Source organism: Nocardioides bizhenqiangii (assembly GCF_034661235.1).
GTDB lineage: Bacteria > Actinomycetota > Actinomycetes > Propionibacteriales > Nocardioidaceae > Nocardioides > Nocardioides bizhenqiangii.
Genome location: NZ_CP141059.1, coordinates 2,265,095 through 2,278,978, shown reverse-complemented (window position 1 = coordinate 2,278,978; position 13,884 = coordinate 2,265,095). Strand labels below are relative to the sequence as shown.

Sequence of the window (13,884 nt, the reverse complement as noted above, 5' to 3'; positions counted from 1 at the left end):
CGTGATCAACCGTCTAGCGAGACTTGCGTGGGTCCCCCGACCGCTGAGCGGCGCGATCGGCGGCGGTCGGCTCTCCACGTCGGTCCCACCACTGCTGAGCGAGGGAGATCACGATGGCACCGGCCACCGACCCGATGATCCCGCTCGGCCTCAGCTCCACCCCGTCGCCGGCGATCAGGCTCACCACCAGGCCGCCGAGGAAGGAGCCGAGCAGCCCGGCCACGATCGCCCGCGCCCAGTCGATCCCGTCCCGCCCGGTCCCGAGAATGAGCTGGGCAGCTGCGCCGACGAGCATGCCGAACAGGATGATGCCGATGATGAGCATGCACGGAGCATAGCCAGCGTCATCGGTGTCGCCCGTGAGACCGGCTCCGACCCGGCGTTTTCCGCGGGTCAGAGCCGGTTCGAGTGGTCGGGCTGACAGGATTTGAACCTGCGACCCCTTGACCCCCAGTCAAGTGCGCTACCAAGCTGCGCCACAGCCCGAAGCTCCGTCCGGGACCGCCGTCCGAAGCGGGTGGAACACTACCGCAGGGTGTTGTCGCCCCCGAATCCCGGTGCCGGTCCCGGTAGCCCGTAGGTACTAGGTCCCGCATCGATCGCTCAGACCTTGCCCGATCGCCTATCGGCGCCCTCGCGACCGCCCTATGTTCCGTCATGAGGAGGCGACATGAAACGGAATGTCGAACGGCTGCGCCAGGAACTGGAGGAGACCGGTCAGCAGCTGGCCGACCTTCGATCGCGATTCGACGATGCTCAGCAGGTCGCCAACATGGGCGACTTCGACTGGCACATCGAGAGCGACGAGTCCTCCTGGTCCGACCAGCTCTACCGCATCTACGGCTACCAGCCGCAGGAGTTCAACGCGTCGTACGACCGATTCCTGTCGATGGTGCACCCGGACGACCGGGACGCCGTGACCGCCACCCACCGACGGGTCTACGAGACGGGCGGTGCCTGGTCGATGGTGGAGCGGATCGTGCGGCCGGACGGCGAGGTGCGTCATCTAGCCACGAACGGCGAGGTGGTGAAGGACGAGGACGGCACCCCGGTGCGGCTGAGGGGCACCTGCGTCGACATCACCGACCGGCTGCGCGCCGAGAACGTCGTGCAGGGCATCAGCGCCGCCAGACTCGCCCTGCAGATGGGTGACGTCGACTCCGTGGCGGCTTTCCTCGACCGCACGCTCCAGGCGGCCCGGGCGATGACGGCCGGCGACCTCGTGCTCAACCGGTCCGACGACCCCGACGAGCGCGGCATGGTGCGCTCGGCCGCACGCTCCCGCCAGACGTAATCCCGGTTGGCTATGGCCGCGGTCCGTCGGCGGGCGTAGCGTCAATCGCATGTTCATCCAGATCATCCAGGGCACGTGCACGCGGCAGGACGAGCTCCGTGCGCTCATCGACGAGTGGCGTCGCGACCTGGCGCCCGGTGCCACCGGCTGGCTCGGCGGCACCTACGGCTTCACCGACGACGACCAGTTCATCGGCGTGGTCCGCTTCGAGTCCCGGAATGCCGCCTCGGCGAACTCCGAGCGGCCCCAGCAGGGCGCGTGGGCGGAGCGGATGACCGCGCTGCTGGACGGGCCCGCTGAGTTCCACGACTGCGACGACGTCACCTTGTTCCTCGACGGCGGCTCTGACGAGGCGGGATTCGTGCAGATCATCCGCGGCAAGACCGACGACCCTGAGCGGCTCAAATCGATGCTCGCCAACATCGGCGCGATCCGCGACCTGCGACCCGAGATCATCGGTGGCTCGCTCGCGCTCGAGCCCGACGGCACGTTCACCGAGACCGTCGCGTTCACGACCGAGGAGGCAGCCCGCGCCGGCGAGGGCAAGGAACCGCCCGAGGAAGTCCGCGGGGAGCTGGAGCAGTTCTTCAAGGACGCAACGTTCTACGACCTGCGGAACCCGTGGTTCGAGTCTGCCTGAGAATCGTCCTGAGGTCGGATCCCGGTCCGCCTCGAGAATGATTCCGTGGGGTTCCGGTCCTAGGGAGGGTCTCGATCCTCTTTACTCTGCTTCATGACGCGCAAGCTCATCGCCTCAGTCCTGGTCCTCCCGTTCTTCCTGACTGCTTGCGGTGACGGCGATGACGAGGAGTCGGACAGCTCCGCGGAGGAGAGCGAGACGTTGCCTGCGGACCAGGCAGCGGTCCGCGACGCCCTGGTGGCGAGCTTCTTCGACCCAAGCTGCGATCTGGTCACCGAGGAGTACCTCCTCGAGAAGGCACTGCTCTCCGATACCCCTGAGGAGGCGTGCGACGAGCACATGCAGTCGTGGGTCGAGCCGCAGTACGACGAGGACGACGTGCTCGTCTCCGACATCACGATCACCGGTGACGTCGCCACCGCGGTGGTCGGCTCGGACGTCACCAATATCACGACGGTCTACGAGCTGATGCTGGTCGACGGCACGTGGAAGGTGAGCTGCGACGACTTCACCTGCGACCACCTGGAACAGCCGTCAGCGGAAGTCTCGTGACGTCTGACGGACCTGGAGCGCCGAGCCGGCACCGGGCACCAGCACGTCGAGCGAGACCACCTGGTCAGCAACAAGATTGACCACGCCATCGCTGCGCTCCAGCTTCCCGCGGATGATGACGGCGACCCGGTGGCGGGCAGCCTGACGATGTGCCCTCATCACGCCCTGGGAGCAGATCACGTTGAGCATGCCTGTCTCGTCCTCCAGGTTGAGGAAGGTGATGCCCATCGCCGTGCCCGGCCGCTGGCGGTGGGTGATCAGGCCGGCGACCCGGACCCGGCGCCCGGAGTCCGTCTGCCAAAGAGCAGCGATGGGGAGGATCCCCGCGGCCTCGAGATCAGGCCGGAGGTGCTCGATCGGGTGCCGCTCGGGCGAGATCTTCGTCGCCCAGAGGTCGGCCAGGGTGAGTTCTTCGTCGCTCATCACCGGCAGCGTCGGCGGGGGCGGCGCCGGGGTGGTGCCGGGCAGCTGGCCGTCGGTCTCGGCGTAGCCGGACATCCACAGCGCCTGACGTCGGTCGAGCCCGAAGCCGTCGAACGCACCAGCCGTCGCCAGCGACTCGAGCTGTGCGGAGGTCAACCCGGCTCTTCGCGACAGGTCGGTGATGTCGGTGTACGGCGCCGCCTCCCGCTCGGCGACGATCCGATCGGCCAGCTCCGAGCCGATGCCCCGCACCGAGTCCAGCCCGAGCCGCACGGCCAGTCCCCCGTCGTACCGCAGCGGGTCGTCGACTGGCGTGGTCTCCTCCAGGTCTGACTGGGCGGCGGACAGCTGGATGTCGGGTCTGAGGACGACGACACCATGCCTCCGGGCATCGGCGACCAGTGACTGCGGCGAGTAGAAGCCCATCGGCTGGTTGCGCAGGAGCCCGGCGAGGAAGGCAGCAGGGTAGTGCAGCTTGAACCACGACGACGCATAGACGAGCAGCGCGAAGCTGAGTGCGTGGGACTCGGCGAAGCCGAAGTTGGCGAAAGACAGGATCTTCACGTAGATGCCGTCGGCCCGGTCGCCGGTGATGCCGCGACGGGCCATGCCGGCGTACAGCTTCTCCTTGACCCTCTCGATCCGCTCCACCCCTCGCTTGGAACCCATCGCCCGCCGCAGCAGGTCGGCGTCGTCACGGGAGCAGTCCCCGAGGGTCACCGCCATCGCCATCAGCTGCTCCTGGAAGAGCGGTACGCCGAGGGTGCGCGCGAGCACCGGCTCGAGCGACGGATGGTCGTAGGTGACCGGCTCCTTGCCGGTGGCGCGGCGGATGTAGGGGTGGACGGCGCCGCCCTGGATCGGCCCCGGCCGGATCAGCGCGATCTCGATGGCAAGGTCGTAGAAGCTGCGGGGCTTGAGCCGTGGGAGGGTGCCGATCTGAGCACGACTCTCGACCTGGAAGACGCCGATCGAGTCTGCGCGGCAGAGCATGTCGTAGACCTCGGGCTCCTCCTTGGGGATCGTCTCCAGCTCCCAGCGCTTGCCGAGGTGCTCGTCGATCAGCCGGATCATGTGGTCGAGCGCGCCGAGCATGCCGAGACCGAGCAGGTCGAACTTCACCAGCCCCATCGACTCGCAGCCGTCCTTGTCCCACTGGAGGACGGTGCGTCCTGGCATCCGGGCGCGCTCGATCGGGCAGACCTCGCCGATCGGGCGTTCGGTGAGCACCATGCCGCCGGAGTGGATGCCGAGGTGCCGGGGTGCGGACAGGAGCTCCTCGGCGAGCGACACGACCGGCCGCGGTATCTCCGACTCCGTCTCGACCGCGCTCGCCCATCCGTCGACCGACTTCGACCACGCGTCCTGCTGCCCGGTCGAGAAGCCGAGCGCCTTGGCGGCGTCGCGGATCGCCATCCGCGGGCGGTAGCTCACCACGTTGCAGACCTGTGCTGCGTTGTGCCGGCCGTAGGTCTCGTAGACCCACTGGATGACCTCCTCCCGTCGGTCGGAGTCGAAGTCGACGTCGATGTCGGGCTCCTCCTCGCGGTGCTCGGAGATGAACCGCTCGAACGGCAGCCGGTAGTAGACCGAGTCGATCGCGGTGATCCCGAGCGCGAAGCACACAGCTGAGCTCGCTGCGGACCCCCTTCCCTGGCACAGGATCCCCCGGCTCCTCGCGAACGCGACGATGTCGTGGACGATCACGAAGTAGCCGGCGAAGTCCTTGCGGAGGATCACCTCGAGCTCGGCGTCGACCCGCGCCCTGGCCTCACGCTCGAGCGGCGAGCCGGCATACCTCTGCTGGAAGCCGTGCTCGGTGAGGATTCGCAGCCAGGAGCCCGGCGTCTCTCCCTCGGGGATGCCCTGCTTGGGCAGCCGGGGCGACGCCTTGTGGAGGTCGAAGGCGAGCTCACCGGCGAGGGTGACAGTGTGGCTGATGGCACCCGGGTAGCGGCCGAACAGCTGCTCCATCTCCGCACCGCTGCGCAGGTGTGCCGACCCGGAGAGATCCAGCCAGCCGTCGAGCTCGGCGATGCTGCGCCGGGCACGGATCGCGGCCATGGCGGTGGCAAGCCGTCGCTTGTCCGGCGTCGAGTGGTGGACGTTGCCGGTGGCGACGACGGGCAGCCGTCGGTCACGGGCGATCGCGGCGAGGAGGTAGTTGGTCTCGTCGTCCCCGGGCTTGCCGTGGCCGCTGAGCTCGACGACGACGTGGTCGCGGCCGAAGCGGTCGATCAGGTCGTCGATCGCCTCCGGCGACCTCATCCCCTTGCGGCAGCCCGTGAGGACGACCCAGTGGCCGCGCCCGATGTCCGCCAGGTCGTCGAGGGCATAGGTAGGTCTGCCCTTCTCGTCACCGGCCAGGTGTGCCTCTGTCATGGCCGATGCCAGTCGGTGGTAGCCCTCCACGCCGCGGGCGAGGACGAGCAGGTGGGTGCCCTCGGGGTCCGGGATCCCGTTCTGCGGAGTGGTCAGGCCGAGGCTGAGCTCGGCGCCGTAGATGCTGGGGAGGTCGTACGCAGCACTCGCCTCGGCGAAGAGCGGCGCACCGGCGAAGTTGTCGTGGTCGGTGATGGCGAGCGCGCTCAGACCTAGTCGCGCCGCTTCCGTGACCAGGTCCGTGGGTGAGCTGGCACCGTCGAGGAAGCTGAAGTGGCTGTGGCAGTGCAGCTCGGCGTAAGGCGTGACCGACTCGGGACGACTGATCTCCAGCGGCTCTGCGGAGGGCCTCTTGCGCCGGGAGATCGGCGCGTCCTCGACCCCGGGCACCCGCCCGGACAACCGGCGCTCGATCTCCCGCCACGGGACGGGTGGGTTGCTCCAGCCCATGACAGTGGTCAGGCGACGAGGGTGTAGACGCCGGGGCTTTCCTTGACCCAGCGAGGTTCACGCCAGCCGACTGGTGGCGGCGCCGTACTTCGGTAGCGGTGGCCGCTGGGCGTGATCGTCTCCACTGAATGTCGGAGGCCGTCGACAGTGGTCTGGCGCCACCCCGGCGCTTCCTTGGCGTGGTTGCACGCCTCGCACATCCCCTGCCCGTTGTCAGCAGTGGTCGCTCCGCCGTGGTCGACGGCGGTGACGTGGTCGCGGTGTCGGATCGGCGCGTCGCAGAACGGGGTGCGGCAGATCCCGAGGTCCCGCTGACCGAGGAAGTCGGCAAGCCCGTCGGCGAAGAAGCGCTGCTTGCTGGTCATCCCGAGCAGTCGGCCGGTGTGATCGACGTAGAGCTGGCGGATCCAGGCACCGACCTCCGCGTTCAGCGTCCGCGTCAGGAGGAGCCTGGCGATCTCGGCCGGCAGGATCTCAGGTGCCACCCCGTCCGCTCCGACCTGTCCAGGTGCGTGCCCACCGAGCAGCGTCGAGTCCGACATCGTCAGGTTGACCAGCACCGGCACCGGCGTCGGCGCGTCATCCACCAGTTCGGCACCGGTCACCCTCGCCACGAGCAGGTCGGCCATCAGCTGTCCGCGACCGCGGGGATCGCCCTGGGCCCGGAGTGCATCCGCGTCACGGCCGAGTGCTGCGTGCACAGCAACGCCTCGGGCGACGGGAAGCAGGCCGGTCAGGTAGGTCATCGTGTCCGGCGCCGGCCGCACCGTCACGTTGCGGTCGGACTCGGCGTTGCGGGCACGTCGTACGACGGACGCCGGGTCGATCTCGTAGGCAGCCCGCTTCGCGCGCGCCACCAGCTCACGGGTGCCGACGCCCTCGAGAGCGGCCGGGTCGGCGCAGAGCTCCTCGTCGACGAATGTCCGGTGCTCCGCCGTCAGGCAGGCGGTCTCGCGCACCAGCAGGATCGCGCGGAACTCGCTCAGCGTCCCGTCGGCCAGCCGCTCCCGCGTGTGCGGCATCTCAGCATGGAGGATCTTGGCCAGGCCGAGCAGCGTCTGACCGCGATGCGGCGACTCACGGCGGGCGATTGCGATCTCGGCCGCCACTCCCCTGCCCTGCCGGCGCAACGGGACACCCTGCGCGGACTCGGCGCTGCGACGAGCAGCGTCGTACGCCACCGCCGCTTCGGCTTGCACCGCGCACGCCAGCGACTTCAACCTCTCCAGCTCGCCGATCAGGTCGATCAGCCTGGAGGGGTCGTCCGGCAGCTCACCACCCTGCAGCGCGGCAGCCAGGTCGGCTGTCTGTGCCGCTGGGAGCGGGTGGTGATGGGCCATGCCTGATTCTATCGAACATCTGTTCGAACAGCAAGATCCTCGGACCCTCTAGGACATTCTTGTGAATGAGTTCCGAGCACATTGACCAGGGATACATGGACACATCGTCGCTCTGGCCGTCTCCTGCCGCCCTGCGTGCGCTCCTCTTCCCGGATGAGGACGTGGCGTGCGCCAGCGCGTCGGGTTGCGCCGGTCAGACGGAGGCGAGGAACGTCTGCACCCGCTCCATAAGCAGCGAGGACGCCTGCGGGTCGTACGCGTCGAGCGAGGAGTCAGCGAAGAGGTGCTGGTCGCCGGGATAGACGAACAGCTCGGCGGCCGCCGTTGCTCCGGCGAGTTCGCGTGCGGCCGGCAGGTCTTCGTCGAAGAACTCGTCCCCCTCCTTGCCGTGGATCTGCACCGGCACCCCCGCCGGCCATGCCTCGCCGAACTCTGCGACCGGGATGCAGGAGTACATGAGCAGTGCCCCGCGCGCACCCGGCCGGGTCTGCGCAAGCCGCTGGGCGATGGTCACGCCGAAGGAGAATCCAGCGTAAACGAGGTCGGGCCCGAACTCGTCGGCCGCGGCGATGCCGCGCTCCCGGATCGCGTCGAACCCCACCTGGCGCGCGTATCCGAAACCCTCCTCGATGCTGCCGAACGTGCGGCCGTCGAAGAGGTCGGGAGTGTGCACGGTGTGCTCGGCCTGTCGCAGGTCGTCGGCGAAGGCCTGAACTCCGTCGGTAAGTCCCTGGATGTGGTGATACATCAACACTTCGGTCATCTCGGCGGCTTCCTTCGCTCAATGTTCGAATCTTTTGGATCGTTCGATGATGTTAGTCTGGTCCGCTGTGGCCGACAACCCCCCGGACTACGAGCTCGCTGATCGAATGGCGCTCACCGCCGCCGACCAGGTGAAGGCCATCGGTCACCCGCTCCGTACGACGATCCTGCAGCTCCTCCACGAGCGGGCCGCGACCGTTACCGAGCTCGCGGCCGCAATCGGGCGCCCCAAGAGCACGGTCGCGCACCACGTGGACGTGCTCACCCGGAACGGCCTGCTCCAGGTGGTGCGCACGCGGAAGGTGCGGGCGATCGAGGAGCGCTTCTACGGACGCACCGCGCGCATGTTCCACGTGGCAGCCGAGCCATCACCCGCTGGCGAGGAGATTCCGGGCGACTTCAACGACTTCGAGGTTGCAGCACGCGAGTCCGTGGAGGCGTTCGCTCAGGGAAAGCTCTGGGGCTTCATCCGGCATGCGCGCATCTCGGAAGATCAGGCCTCTCAGTTCTGGGACCGGATGGCCAAGCTGGTTGATGAGTTCGACCGGATGCCCAGGTCCGGCGAAACCATGTACGGGTTCGCCATCGGCATCTACCCCACCGACCACCCGACCCTGCCGACCCTGCCGACCCTGCCGACCGCGCAGTGATACACCTGCTCGACGATCGCGGACGGCCTGGTCGGGTCCTCAGCCATGCTGGCTGTGCCGTCGTCACTGCCGCCCTCCGTGCTGGCGGCACCGGTCTCCGCGCGCGTCGGAGGCCGAGCGTTCGGGCTCTCGGGCGACCACGGTGTGCGGCCCGGCCCCTCGGGTACCGACCTCGCATGACCACGACGCCGTCCGAACCGGATCCCGACCCCGAGGTCGTGCCGAGCGGCGACCCGAGTCCGATCTCGACGACCCAGCCCGAGCCGGGCGAGGATCCCGGGGTGCCGCCCACCGAGCCGGAGGTCCAGCCGCCGACGGATCCCTCCTGACCCCGCACTCGTTCCAACGACCACGTCCCGGTCGGTGTACAACAGCGCGGGCTGTGCGGCCTTGCATCAGCACCACCTCGACAGCGACGCACCTCACGTACGACGTCATCTGACGACGTTCGCCTACGGTTGCCGGATGTCCGACGAGCAATCGAGCAGCACTGCCACCCTCCGATCGCCCGACTCGGTCCGCCTGTTCGACGACGCCGACCTGGCCAGGCGCCGGCAAGGGCCGACGGCAGGCGCTGTCACCGCGTTCGGCGTCGACGTGCGGGAGCTGCGGCGGTTCCCGGGCGGGGCCGGGTTCAACTGGACCGACGGACGGCTCGTCCTCAAGCCGGTGGGTTGCGTGCCGGAGCACAACTGGGTCTGCGCGGTGTTCGCAGCCTGGGCCAGCGCCGACGTGCGCGTCCCGGAGCCGGTGGCGCCGCGAGGCATGCTCGACGACTGGTCGGTCGACGGCTGGGGCGCGCATGTCTTCGTGCCGGGCCGAGACCTGGACCTCACCAGTGAGCTGGACCGGGTGAAGGAGGCCAGTGACGCCTTCCACGAATGCCTGCGGGACCTGCCGCGGCCGTCGTTCATGGACGACCGCAACGACCCGTGGGCGTACGGCGACCGGTTCGCGTGGGAGTCGGCCGACCCCCCGTCGGATCCGGAGACCCTCGAGCTGATCGAGGACCTGCTCGCCGCGAGGCGCCCGGTGACCGCCCCGGAGCAGCCGATCCACGGCGACATCCGACCCAACGTGCTGGCGGCGGCCGACCGGCCTCTCGCGGTCATCGACTGGCCGCCGTACTTCCGTCCGGCCGGCATGGCCAATGCCATCGCGGTCACCGATGCCGTGACCTTCGCCGGCGCACCTCTGTCAGCCCTCGACGATTGGCAGACCGGCGACGACTGGGACCAGCTCCTCATCAGGGCGCTGCTCTACCGCCTCGGGCCGACGGGCCTGATCGCCTCTCGGAACCGGTTGATGGGGAGCCTCGTCACGCACGTCGACCGTGCGCGTCCGGTCGTCCACGCGGTGCTCTCCACGCGGTGCTCTCCCGGGCCTGAGGGCGCAGCAAGCCAGCGCGCCAGTGCCCGGATGAACCGGACTCCGCGGGATACCTCCCTTCCGGAGCCCGAGCGGGCGAGAAGAGGGAGAACGACATGAACCACAGCTCGAAGCCGATCAGACGTCCGGAGCCGAAGGCCGAACCGCCGGACCCGTCTCCGGGCGGGCCGCACGCAGTGCCCGGGGTCGGTGGCGACGGGCCGACCTCGCGGATACCGCGCGACCTCGACCCGATGCGGAACCCCGAGACCAACGATGCGCCCGAGGAGACGAAGGAGTCCGAGGACACCGAGACCGAGGCCACCAAGGGCGGCGACGAGAAGGAAGCGGAGAGCGAACCGGCGTAGTGCGCATCGACGACGTACGTCGGATCACGCTGGGGACGTTCGTCCGGCCACCCGAGGAGACCGGAGCCGGACCCAGGATCGAGGCGGTCTACGGGTACCTCGTCCACCACGAGCACGGCCTCGTGCTGCTCGACACGGGGATCGGCGAGGGCGACGAGGAGACCGACGCCTGGTACCGCCCGCAGCGTGTCGCACTCCCCCACGCGCTGTCCACCGCGGGCGTCGACCTCGCCGACCTGGCGCTGGTCGCGAACTGCCACCTCCACTTCGACCACTGCGGCGGCAACCCGCTCCTGGGCCACACGCCGATCCTCGCCCAGGGTGCGGAGCTGGCGACGGCCCGCGCTGGCGACTACACGATCGACCGCCTGATCGACCACCCGGGCAGCAACTACCAGGAGCTCGGCGGCGAGACCGAGGTCCTACCCGGTCTGCACGTGATCCCGACCCCCGGGCACGTGGACGGGCACCAGTCGCTCGTCGTCGAGTGCGAGGACGGCTCGGTCGTCCTCGCAGGTCAGTCGCACGACACCGCATCGGCCTGGACCGCCGACGTCCTGGCTGCGCAGGCCCGCGCGCTCGGCCACTCCGAGCCGCTGCCGACCGCTCCGGCTTGGGTCGAGCGGCTGCTCGCCTTCGACCCGAGGCGCGTCGTCTTCGCGCACGACGCCGCGGTGTGGGAGCCGCCGCCTGGCTAGACATCTGTCAGGTTTCGTTGACACGTGTCAAGTCCGACCGTACGGTCCAGCACATGTCCGGTCCCACCACCGCTGTCATCGGCGCCGGCATCAGCGGCCTCACCAGCGGGAAGATGCTCACCGACTACGGCATCGCCTACACCTGCTTCGAGGCATCGGACCGGATCGGTGGCAACTGGGCGTTCGGCAACCCGAACGGGCACAGCAGCGCCTACCGCTCGTTGCACATCGACACGTCGAAGGACCGGCTGTCCTTCCGCGACTTCCCGATGCCCGAGGACTACCCGGACTTCCCGCACCACACGCAGATCAAGGACTACCTCGAGTCGTACGCCGAGGCGTTCGACCTCAACCGCAACATCGAGTTCCAGAACGGCGTCCAGCACGCCCGTCGCCTCGACGGAGGTGGCTGGGAGATCACCGACCAGGCGGGCGCCGTACGACGGTTCGACCACCTCGTCGTCGCCAACGGCCACCACTGGGACCCGCGCTATCCCGACTTCCCGGGCGAGTTCACCGGGCGCACGCTGCACTCCCACCACTACATCGACCCCCGGACGCCGTTCGACTTCTTCGGAGCCCGGATCCTCGTCGTCGGGCTCGGCAACAGCGCTGCCGACATCGCGGTCGAGCTGTCGTCGAAGGCCCTGCAGACCGAGGTGACCCTCTCGACCCGCTCCGGCGCCTGGATCGTGCCGAAGTACGTCTACGGGCGGCCGGCGGACACGATGTACCGCACCACGCCGTACCTCCCGCTCTCCTGGCAGCGCAAGATCATGCAGATGGCCCAGCCGATGAACGGCTCCAACGGCACGCTCTACGGACTGCCCACCCCCAACCACAAGTTCTTCGAGGCTCATCCCACGCAGTCGGTCGAGCTGCCGCTGCGGCTCGGCTCGGGCGACGTCGTGCCGAAGCCCAACGTCACAAGGCTCGACGGCTCCACGGTGCACTTCGAGGACGGCACCAGCGACGACTTCGACATCATCGTGTGGGCGACCGGCTACAACATCACCTTCCCGTTCTTCGACCCCGATTTCATCAGCGCGCCGGACAACCACCTGCCGCTCTACAAGCGGATGTACAAGCCCGGCATCGACGACCTCACCTTCGTCGGTTTTGCGCAGGCGACGCCGACGCTGTTCCCGTTCGTCGAGTCGCAGGCCCGGCTCCTCGCCGCCCACCTCGTGGGGGCCTACGCGCTGCCCGACGTTGCCGAGATGGAGCGGGTCATCAAGGAGGACGAGGCGAAGTACATCGGCCACGTGCTGAAGACCCCGCGGCACACCCAGCAGGTCGATTACTTCATCTACGAGCACGACATCCGGGCGCGGGAGATACCGGCGGGGCGCAGGCGGATCCTGGCGGGCCGCCGATGAGCAGCGCCGCCGGGGCCTGGGACCGGCTGGTCGACCGGCGCAACCCCAACCGCGGCGACGCCCGGCGCGAGGCGTTGCTGCAGGCCTTCGACGAGCTGCTCCGCGAGCGGTCGCTCGAGGAGATCAACGTCGCCGAGATCTCGAGGCGGGCCGGGGTGACCCGCTCGGCGTTCTACTTCTACTTCGAGAGCAAGGCGCTCGCGGTCATGGCGCTGATGCAGGACCTGTACGACGCCGCGGGCGATGCCAACGAGCTGCTGGTCAAGGCGGAGGGCGACTCTGCGGAGCGGATCCGCACCGCGATCACCATGCTCTTCGACTCCGTCGACACCAGCCCGCACACCTACCGGGCACTGCTCGAGGCGCGTTCGTCGAGCGCCACGGTCCGGAAGATGTGGGACGCCGGTCGCGCCGACTTCGCCGGTGTGATCGCCGGGATGATCGAGACCGAGCGCGCGGCAGGCCGGGCGTCGGAGGGCCCGGACGCCGCCTCTGTCGCTGCGGTGCTCCTCGACCTCAACGACCACGCCCTCGAGCGGCACTCCTTGGGCTCCGGACCGCCGCGCGAGCAGCACATCGACGCCCTCGCGTTCATCTGGCTGCGCACCATCTACGGCGCCGGCGTCGAGCGCAGGGAGAGCACGGCATGAGACCGGACACCCTGACCTTCACGTCAGGCGGAGTCACCTGCGAGGCCTGGCACTTCGCCGCCGAGCACGACGGCCTGACGACGCACGCGGGCCGCCCGGTGGTCGTGATGGCCCATGGCATGGCGGGCACCAAGGACTCCGGTCTCGCGCCGTTCGCCGAGGCGTTCGCGGCCGCGGGGATCGACGTCCTCGCCTTCGACTACCGCGGGTTCGGGGCCAGCGAGGGCCGGCCGCGCCAGGTGGTCTCGGTCCGGGCACAGGTCGAGGACTACCTCGCGGCCCTCGACGCCGCCGCTCACCTGCCGCGCGCCGACCCGGCACGGCTGGCGCTATGGGGTGTGTCGATGGCGGGCGGGCACGTGCTCGAGGCCGCCGCGCTCCGTGCCGACGTGGCCGCCGTCGTGGCCATGACCCCGCTCGTCGACGGGTTCGCCGCGGCCCGGCACGCGCTCCAGCACCATCCACCGTCGCAGCTGCTCCGCTCGACCGGCACCGGCCTACGGAGCCGGGTGTCGGCGGCGGTGGGCGCCGACCCGGTGATGATCCCGGTGGTCGCGCGTCCCGGCGAGCGAGGAGCGTTCACGCTGCCCGGCGCGCTCGAGGACTACCTCTCGATCGCCGGTCCGACCTGGCGCAACGAGGTCGACGCCAGTGTCGTAATGGAGCTCGGGAAGGCCCGGGTGGGCAGGAATGCGCGCCAGGTCCGCTGCCCCGTGCTCGTCCAGATCGCCGACCTCGACCGCAGCGCACCGCCGCAGGCGGCGGCGAAGGTCGCCTTTGCCGCCCGCGCCGAGGTGCGCCACTACCCCTGCGACCACTTCGACGTGTGGCCGGGCAAGGACTGGCACCGGCCGGCAGTGGCCCACGCCGTCCACTTCCTGCAGCGCAAGCTCGCACCCGCGCCCGCTTCCACCCCCTGACGACCATC

Annotated in this window: 15 protein-coding genes and 1 tRNA gene; 11 read left to right on the top strand and 5 right to left on the bottom strand. The window is 69.3% G+C overall.

What is annotated here, in order from left to right; genetic code table 11:
• Positions 1-13: 13 nt before the first annotated feature.
• Positions 14-325, bottom strand: a complete 312-nt coding sequence (locus tag SHK19_RS10985) for a GlsB/YeaQ/YmgE family stress response membrane protein (RefSeq protein ID WP_322455005.1) — start codon at positions 323-325, stop codon at positions 14-16.
• A gap of 84 nt (positions 326-409) precedes the next feature.
• Positions 410-486, bottom strand: a tRNA-Pro gene (locus tag SHK19_RS10980).
• A gap of 184 nt (positions 487-670) precedes the next feature.
• Between SHK19_RS10980 and SHK19_RS10975 the strand changes: the two genes are divergently transcribed.
• The 3 genes from SHK19_RS10975 to SHK19_RS10965 all read left to right on the top strand — a co-directional run bounded on the left by SHK19_RS10975 (position 671) and on the right by SHK19_RS10965 (position 2,486).
• Positions 671-1,294: a PAS domain-containing protein gene (locus tag SHK19_RS10975; RefSeq protein ID WP_322936250.1), complete on the top strand. Its 624-nt coding sequence runs from the start codon at positions 671-673 to the stop codon at positions 1,292-1,294.
• Between the two features lie 49 nt (positions 1,295-1,343).
• Positions 1,344-1,934, top strand: coding sequence for a hypothetical protein (locus tag SHK19_RS10970; protein ID WP_322455003.1), 591 nt, complete (start codon positions 1,344-1,346; stop codon positions 1,932-1,934).
• Positions 1,935-2,027: 93 nt separating this feature from the next.
• Positions 2,028-2,486: a hypothetical protein gene (locus SHK19_RS10965; protein ID WP_322455002.1), complete on the top strand. Its 459-nt coding sequence runs from the start codon at positions 2,028-2,030 to the stop codon at positions 2,484-2,486.
• Here SHK19_RS10965 and SHK19_RS10960 read toward each other — a convergent pair.
• From SHK19_RS10960 to SHK19_RS10950, 3 genes are all read right to left on the bottom strand, one after another.
• Positions 2,469-5,741, bottom strand: a complete 3,273-nt coding sequence (locus tag SHK19_RS10960; protein ID WP_322938660.1) for an error-prone DNA polymerase — start codon at positions 5,739-5,741, stop codon at positions 2,469-2,471. The genes SHK19_RS10965 and SHK19_RS10960 overlap by 18 nt on opposite strands.
• Before the next feature lie 8 nt (positions 5,742-5,749).
• A complete protein-coding gene (locus tag SHK19_RS10955; RefSeq protein WP_322938659.1) occupies positions 5,750-7,081 on the bottom strand; it encodes an HNH endonuclease in 1,332 nt (443 codons plus the stop codon).
• Between the two features lie 193 nt (positions 7,082-7,274).
• Positions 7,275-7,844, bottom strand: a complete 570-nt coding sequence (locus SHK19_RS10950) for a dienelactone hydrolase family protein (protein WP_322938658.1) — start codon at positions 7,842-7,844, stop codon at positions 7,275-7,277.
• Positions 7,845-7,878: 34 nt separating this feature from the next.
• On the opposite strand from SHK19_RS10950, the gene SHK19_RS10945 reads away from it, so the two are divergent.
• From SHK19_RS10945 to SHK19_RS10910, 8 genes are all read left to right on the top strand, one after another.
• Entirely contained in the window at positions 7,879-8,493 is a 615-nt protein-coding gene (locus SHK19_RS10945) for an ArsR/SmtB family transcription factor (RefSeq protein WP_322938657.1), read from the top strand.
• Between the two features lie 176 nt (positions 8,494-8,669).
• Positions 8,670-8,822, top strand: coding sequence for a hypothetical protein (locus SHK19_RS10940; protein ID WP_322938656.1), 153 nt, complete (start codon positions 8,670-8,672; stop codon positions 8,820-8,822).
• Positions 8,823-8,958: 136 nt separating this feature from the next.
• A complete protein-coding gene (locus tag SHK19_RS10935) occupies positions 8,959-9,981 on the top strand; it encodes an aminoglycoside phosphotransferase family protein (RefSeq protein ID WP_322938655.1) in 1,023 nt (340 codons plus the stop codon).
• Positions 9,978-10,229, top strand: a complete 252-nt coding sequence (locus SHK19_RS10930; RefSeq protein WP_322454996.1) for a hypothetical protein — start codon at positions 9,978-9,980, stop codon at positions 10,227-10,229. Before SHK19_RS10935 ends, SHK19_RS10930 begins: the two co-directional genes overlap by 4 nt.
• A complete protein-coding gene (locus SHK19_RS10925) occupies positions 10,229-10,927 on the top strand; it encodes an MBL fold metallo-hydrolase (RefSeq protein WP_322938654.1) in 699 nt (232 codons plus the stop codon). Before SHK19_RS10930 ends, SHK19_RS10925 begins: the two co-directional genes overlap by 1 nt.
• 53 nt (positions 10,928-10,980) lie before the next feature.
• Positions 10,981-12,306 carry a flavin-containing monooxygenase gene (locus tag SHK19_RS10920; protein ID WP_322938653.1) on the top strand — a complete coding sequence of 442 codons (1,326 nt, stop codon included), beginning with the start codon at positions 10,981-10,983 and terminating at the stop codon, positions 12,304-12,306.
• Positions 12,303-12,956 carry a TetR/AcrR family transcriptional regulator gene (locus SHK19_RS10915; protein ID WP_322938652.1) on the top strand — a complete coding sequence of 218 codons (654 nt, stop codon included), beginning with the start codon at positions 12,303-12,305 and terminating at the stop codon, positions 12,954-12,956. The genes SHK19_RS10920 and SHK19_RS10915 overlap by 4 nt, the downstream gene beginning before the upstream one ends.
• Complete coding sequence (locus SHK19_RS10910; protein WP_322938651.1) at positions 12,953-13,876, top strand: alpha/beta hydrolase; 924 nt, start codon at positions 12,953-12,955, stop codon at positions 13,874-13,876. The genes SHK19_RS10915 and SHK19_RS10910 overlap by 4 nt, the downstream gene beginning before the upstream one ends.
• Positions 13,877-13,884 lie beyond the last annotated feature (8 nt).

Coding starts and splice junctions, on each gene's coding strand:
- SHK19_RS10975 (WP_322936250.1), top strand. CDS start 671: ATGAAACGGAATGTCGAACGGCTGCGCCAGGAACTGGAGGAGACCGGT.
- SHK19_RS10970 (WP_322455003.1), top strand. CDS start 1,344: ATGTTCATCCAGATCATCCAGGGCACGTGCACGCGGCAGGACGAGCTC.
- SHK19_RS10935 (WP_322938655.1), top strand. CDS start 8,959: ATGTCCGACGAGCAATCGAGCAGCACTGCCACCCTCCGATCGCCCGAC.
- SHK19_RS10960 (WP_322938660.1), bottom strand. CDS start 5,741: ATGGGCTGGAGCAACCCACCCGTCCCGTGGCGGGAGATCGAGCGCCGG.
- SHK19_RS10955 (WP_322938659.1), bottom strand. CDS start 7,081: ATGGCCCATCACCACCCGCTCCCAGCGGCACAGACAGCCGACCTGGCT.
- SHK19_RS10940 (WP_322938656.1), top strand. CDS start 8,670: ATGACCACGACGCCGTCCGAACCGGATCCCGACCCCGAGGTCGTGCCG.
- SHK19_RS10950 (WP_322938658.1), bottom strand. CDS start 7,844: ATGACCGAAGTGTTGATGTATCACCACATCCAGGGACTTACCGACGGA.
- SHK19_RS10915 (WP_322938652.1), top strand. CDS start 12,303: ATGAGCAGCGCCGCCGGGGCCTGGGACCGGCTGGTCGACCGGCGCAAC.
- SHK19_RS10910 (WP_322938651.1), top strand. CDS start 12,953: ATGAGACCGGACACCCTGACCTTCACGTCAGGCGGAGTCACCTGCGAG.
- SHK19_RS10920 (WP_322938653.1), top strand. CDS start 10,981: ATGTCCGGTCCCACCACCGCTGTCATCGGCGCCGGCATCAGCGGCCTC.
- SHK19_RS10930 (WP_322454996.1), top strand. CDS start 9,978: ATGAACCACAGCTCGAAGCCGATCAGACGTCCGGAGCCGAAGGCCGAA.
- SHK19_RS10985 (WP_322455005.1), bottom strand. CDS start 325: ATGCTCATCATCGGCATCATCCTGTTCGGCATGCTCGTCGGCGCAGCT.
- SHK19_RS10965 (WP_322455002.1), top strand. CDS start 2,028: ATGACGCGCAAGCTCATCGCCTCAGTCCTGGTCCTCCCGTTCTTCCTG.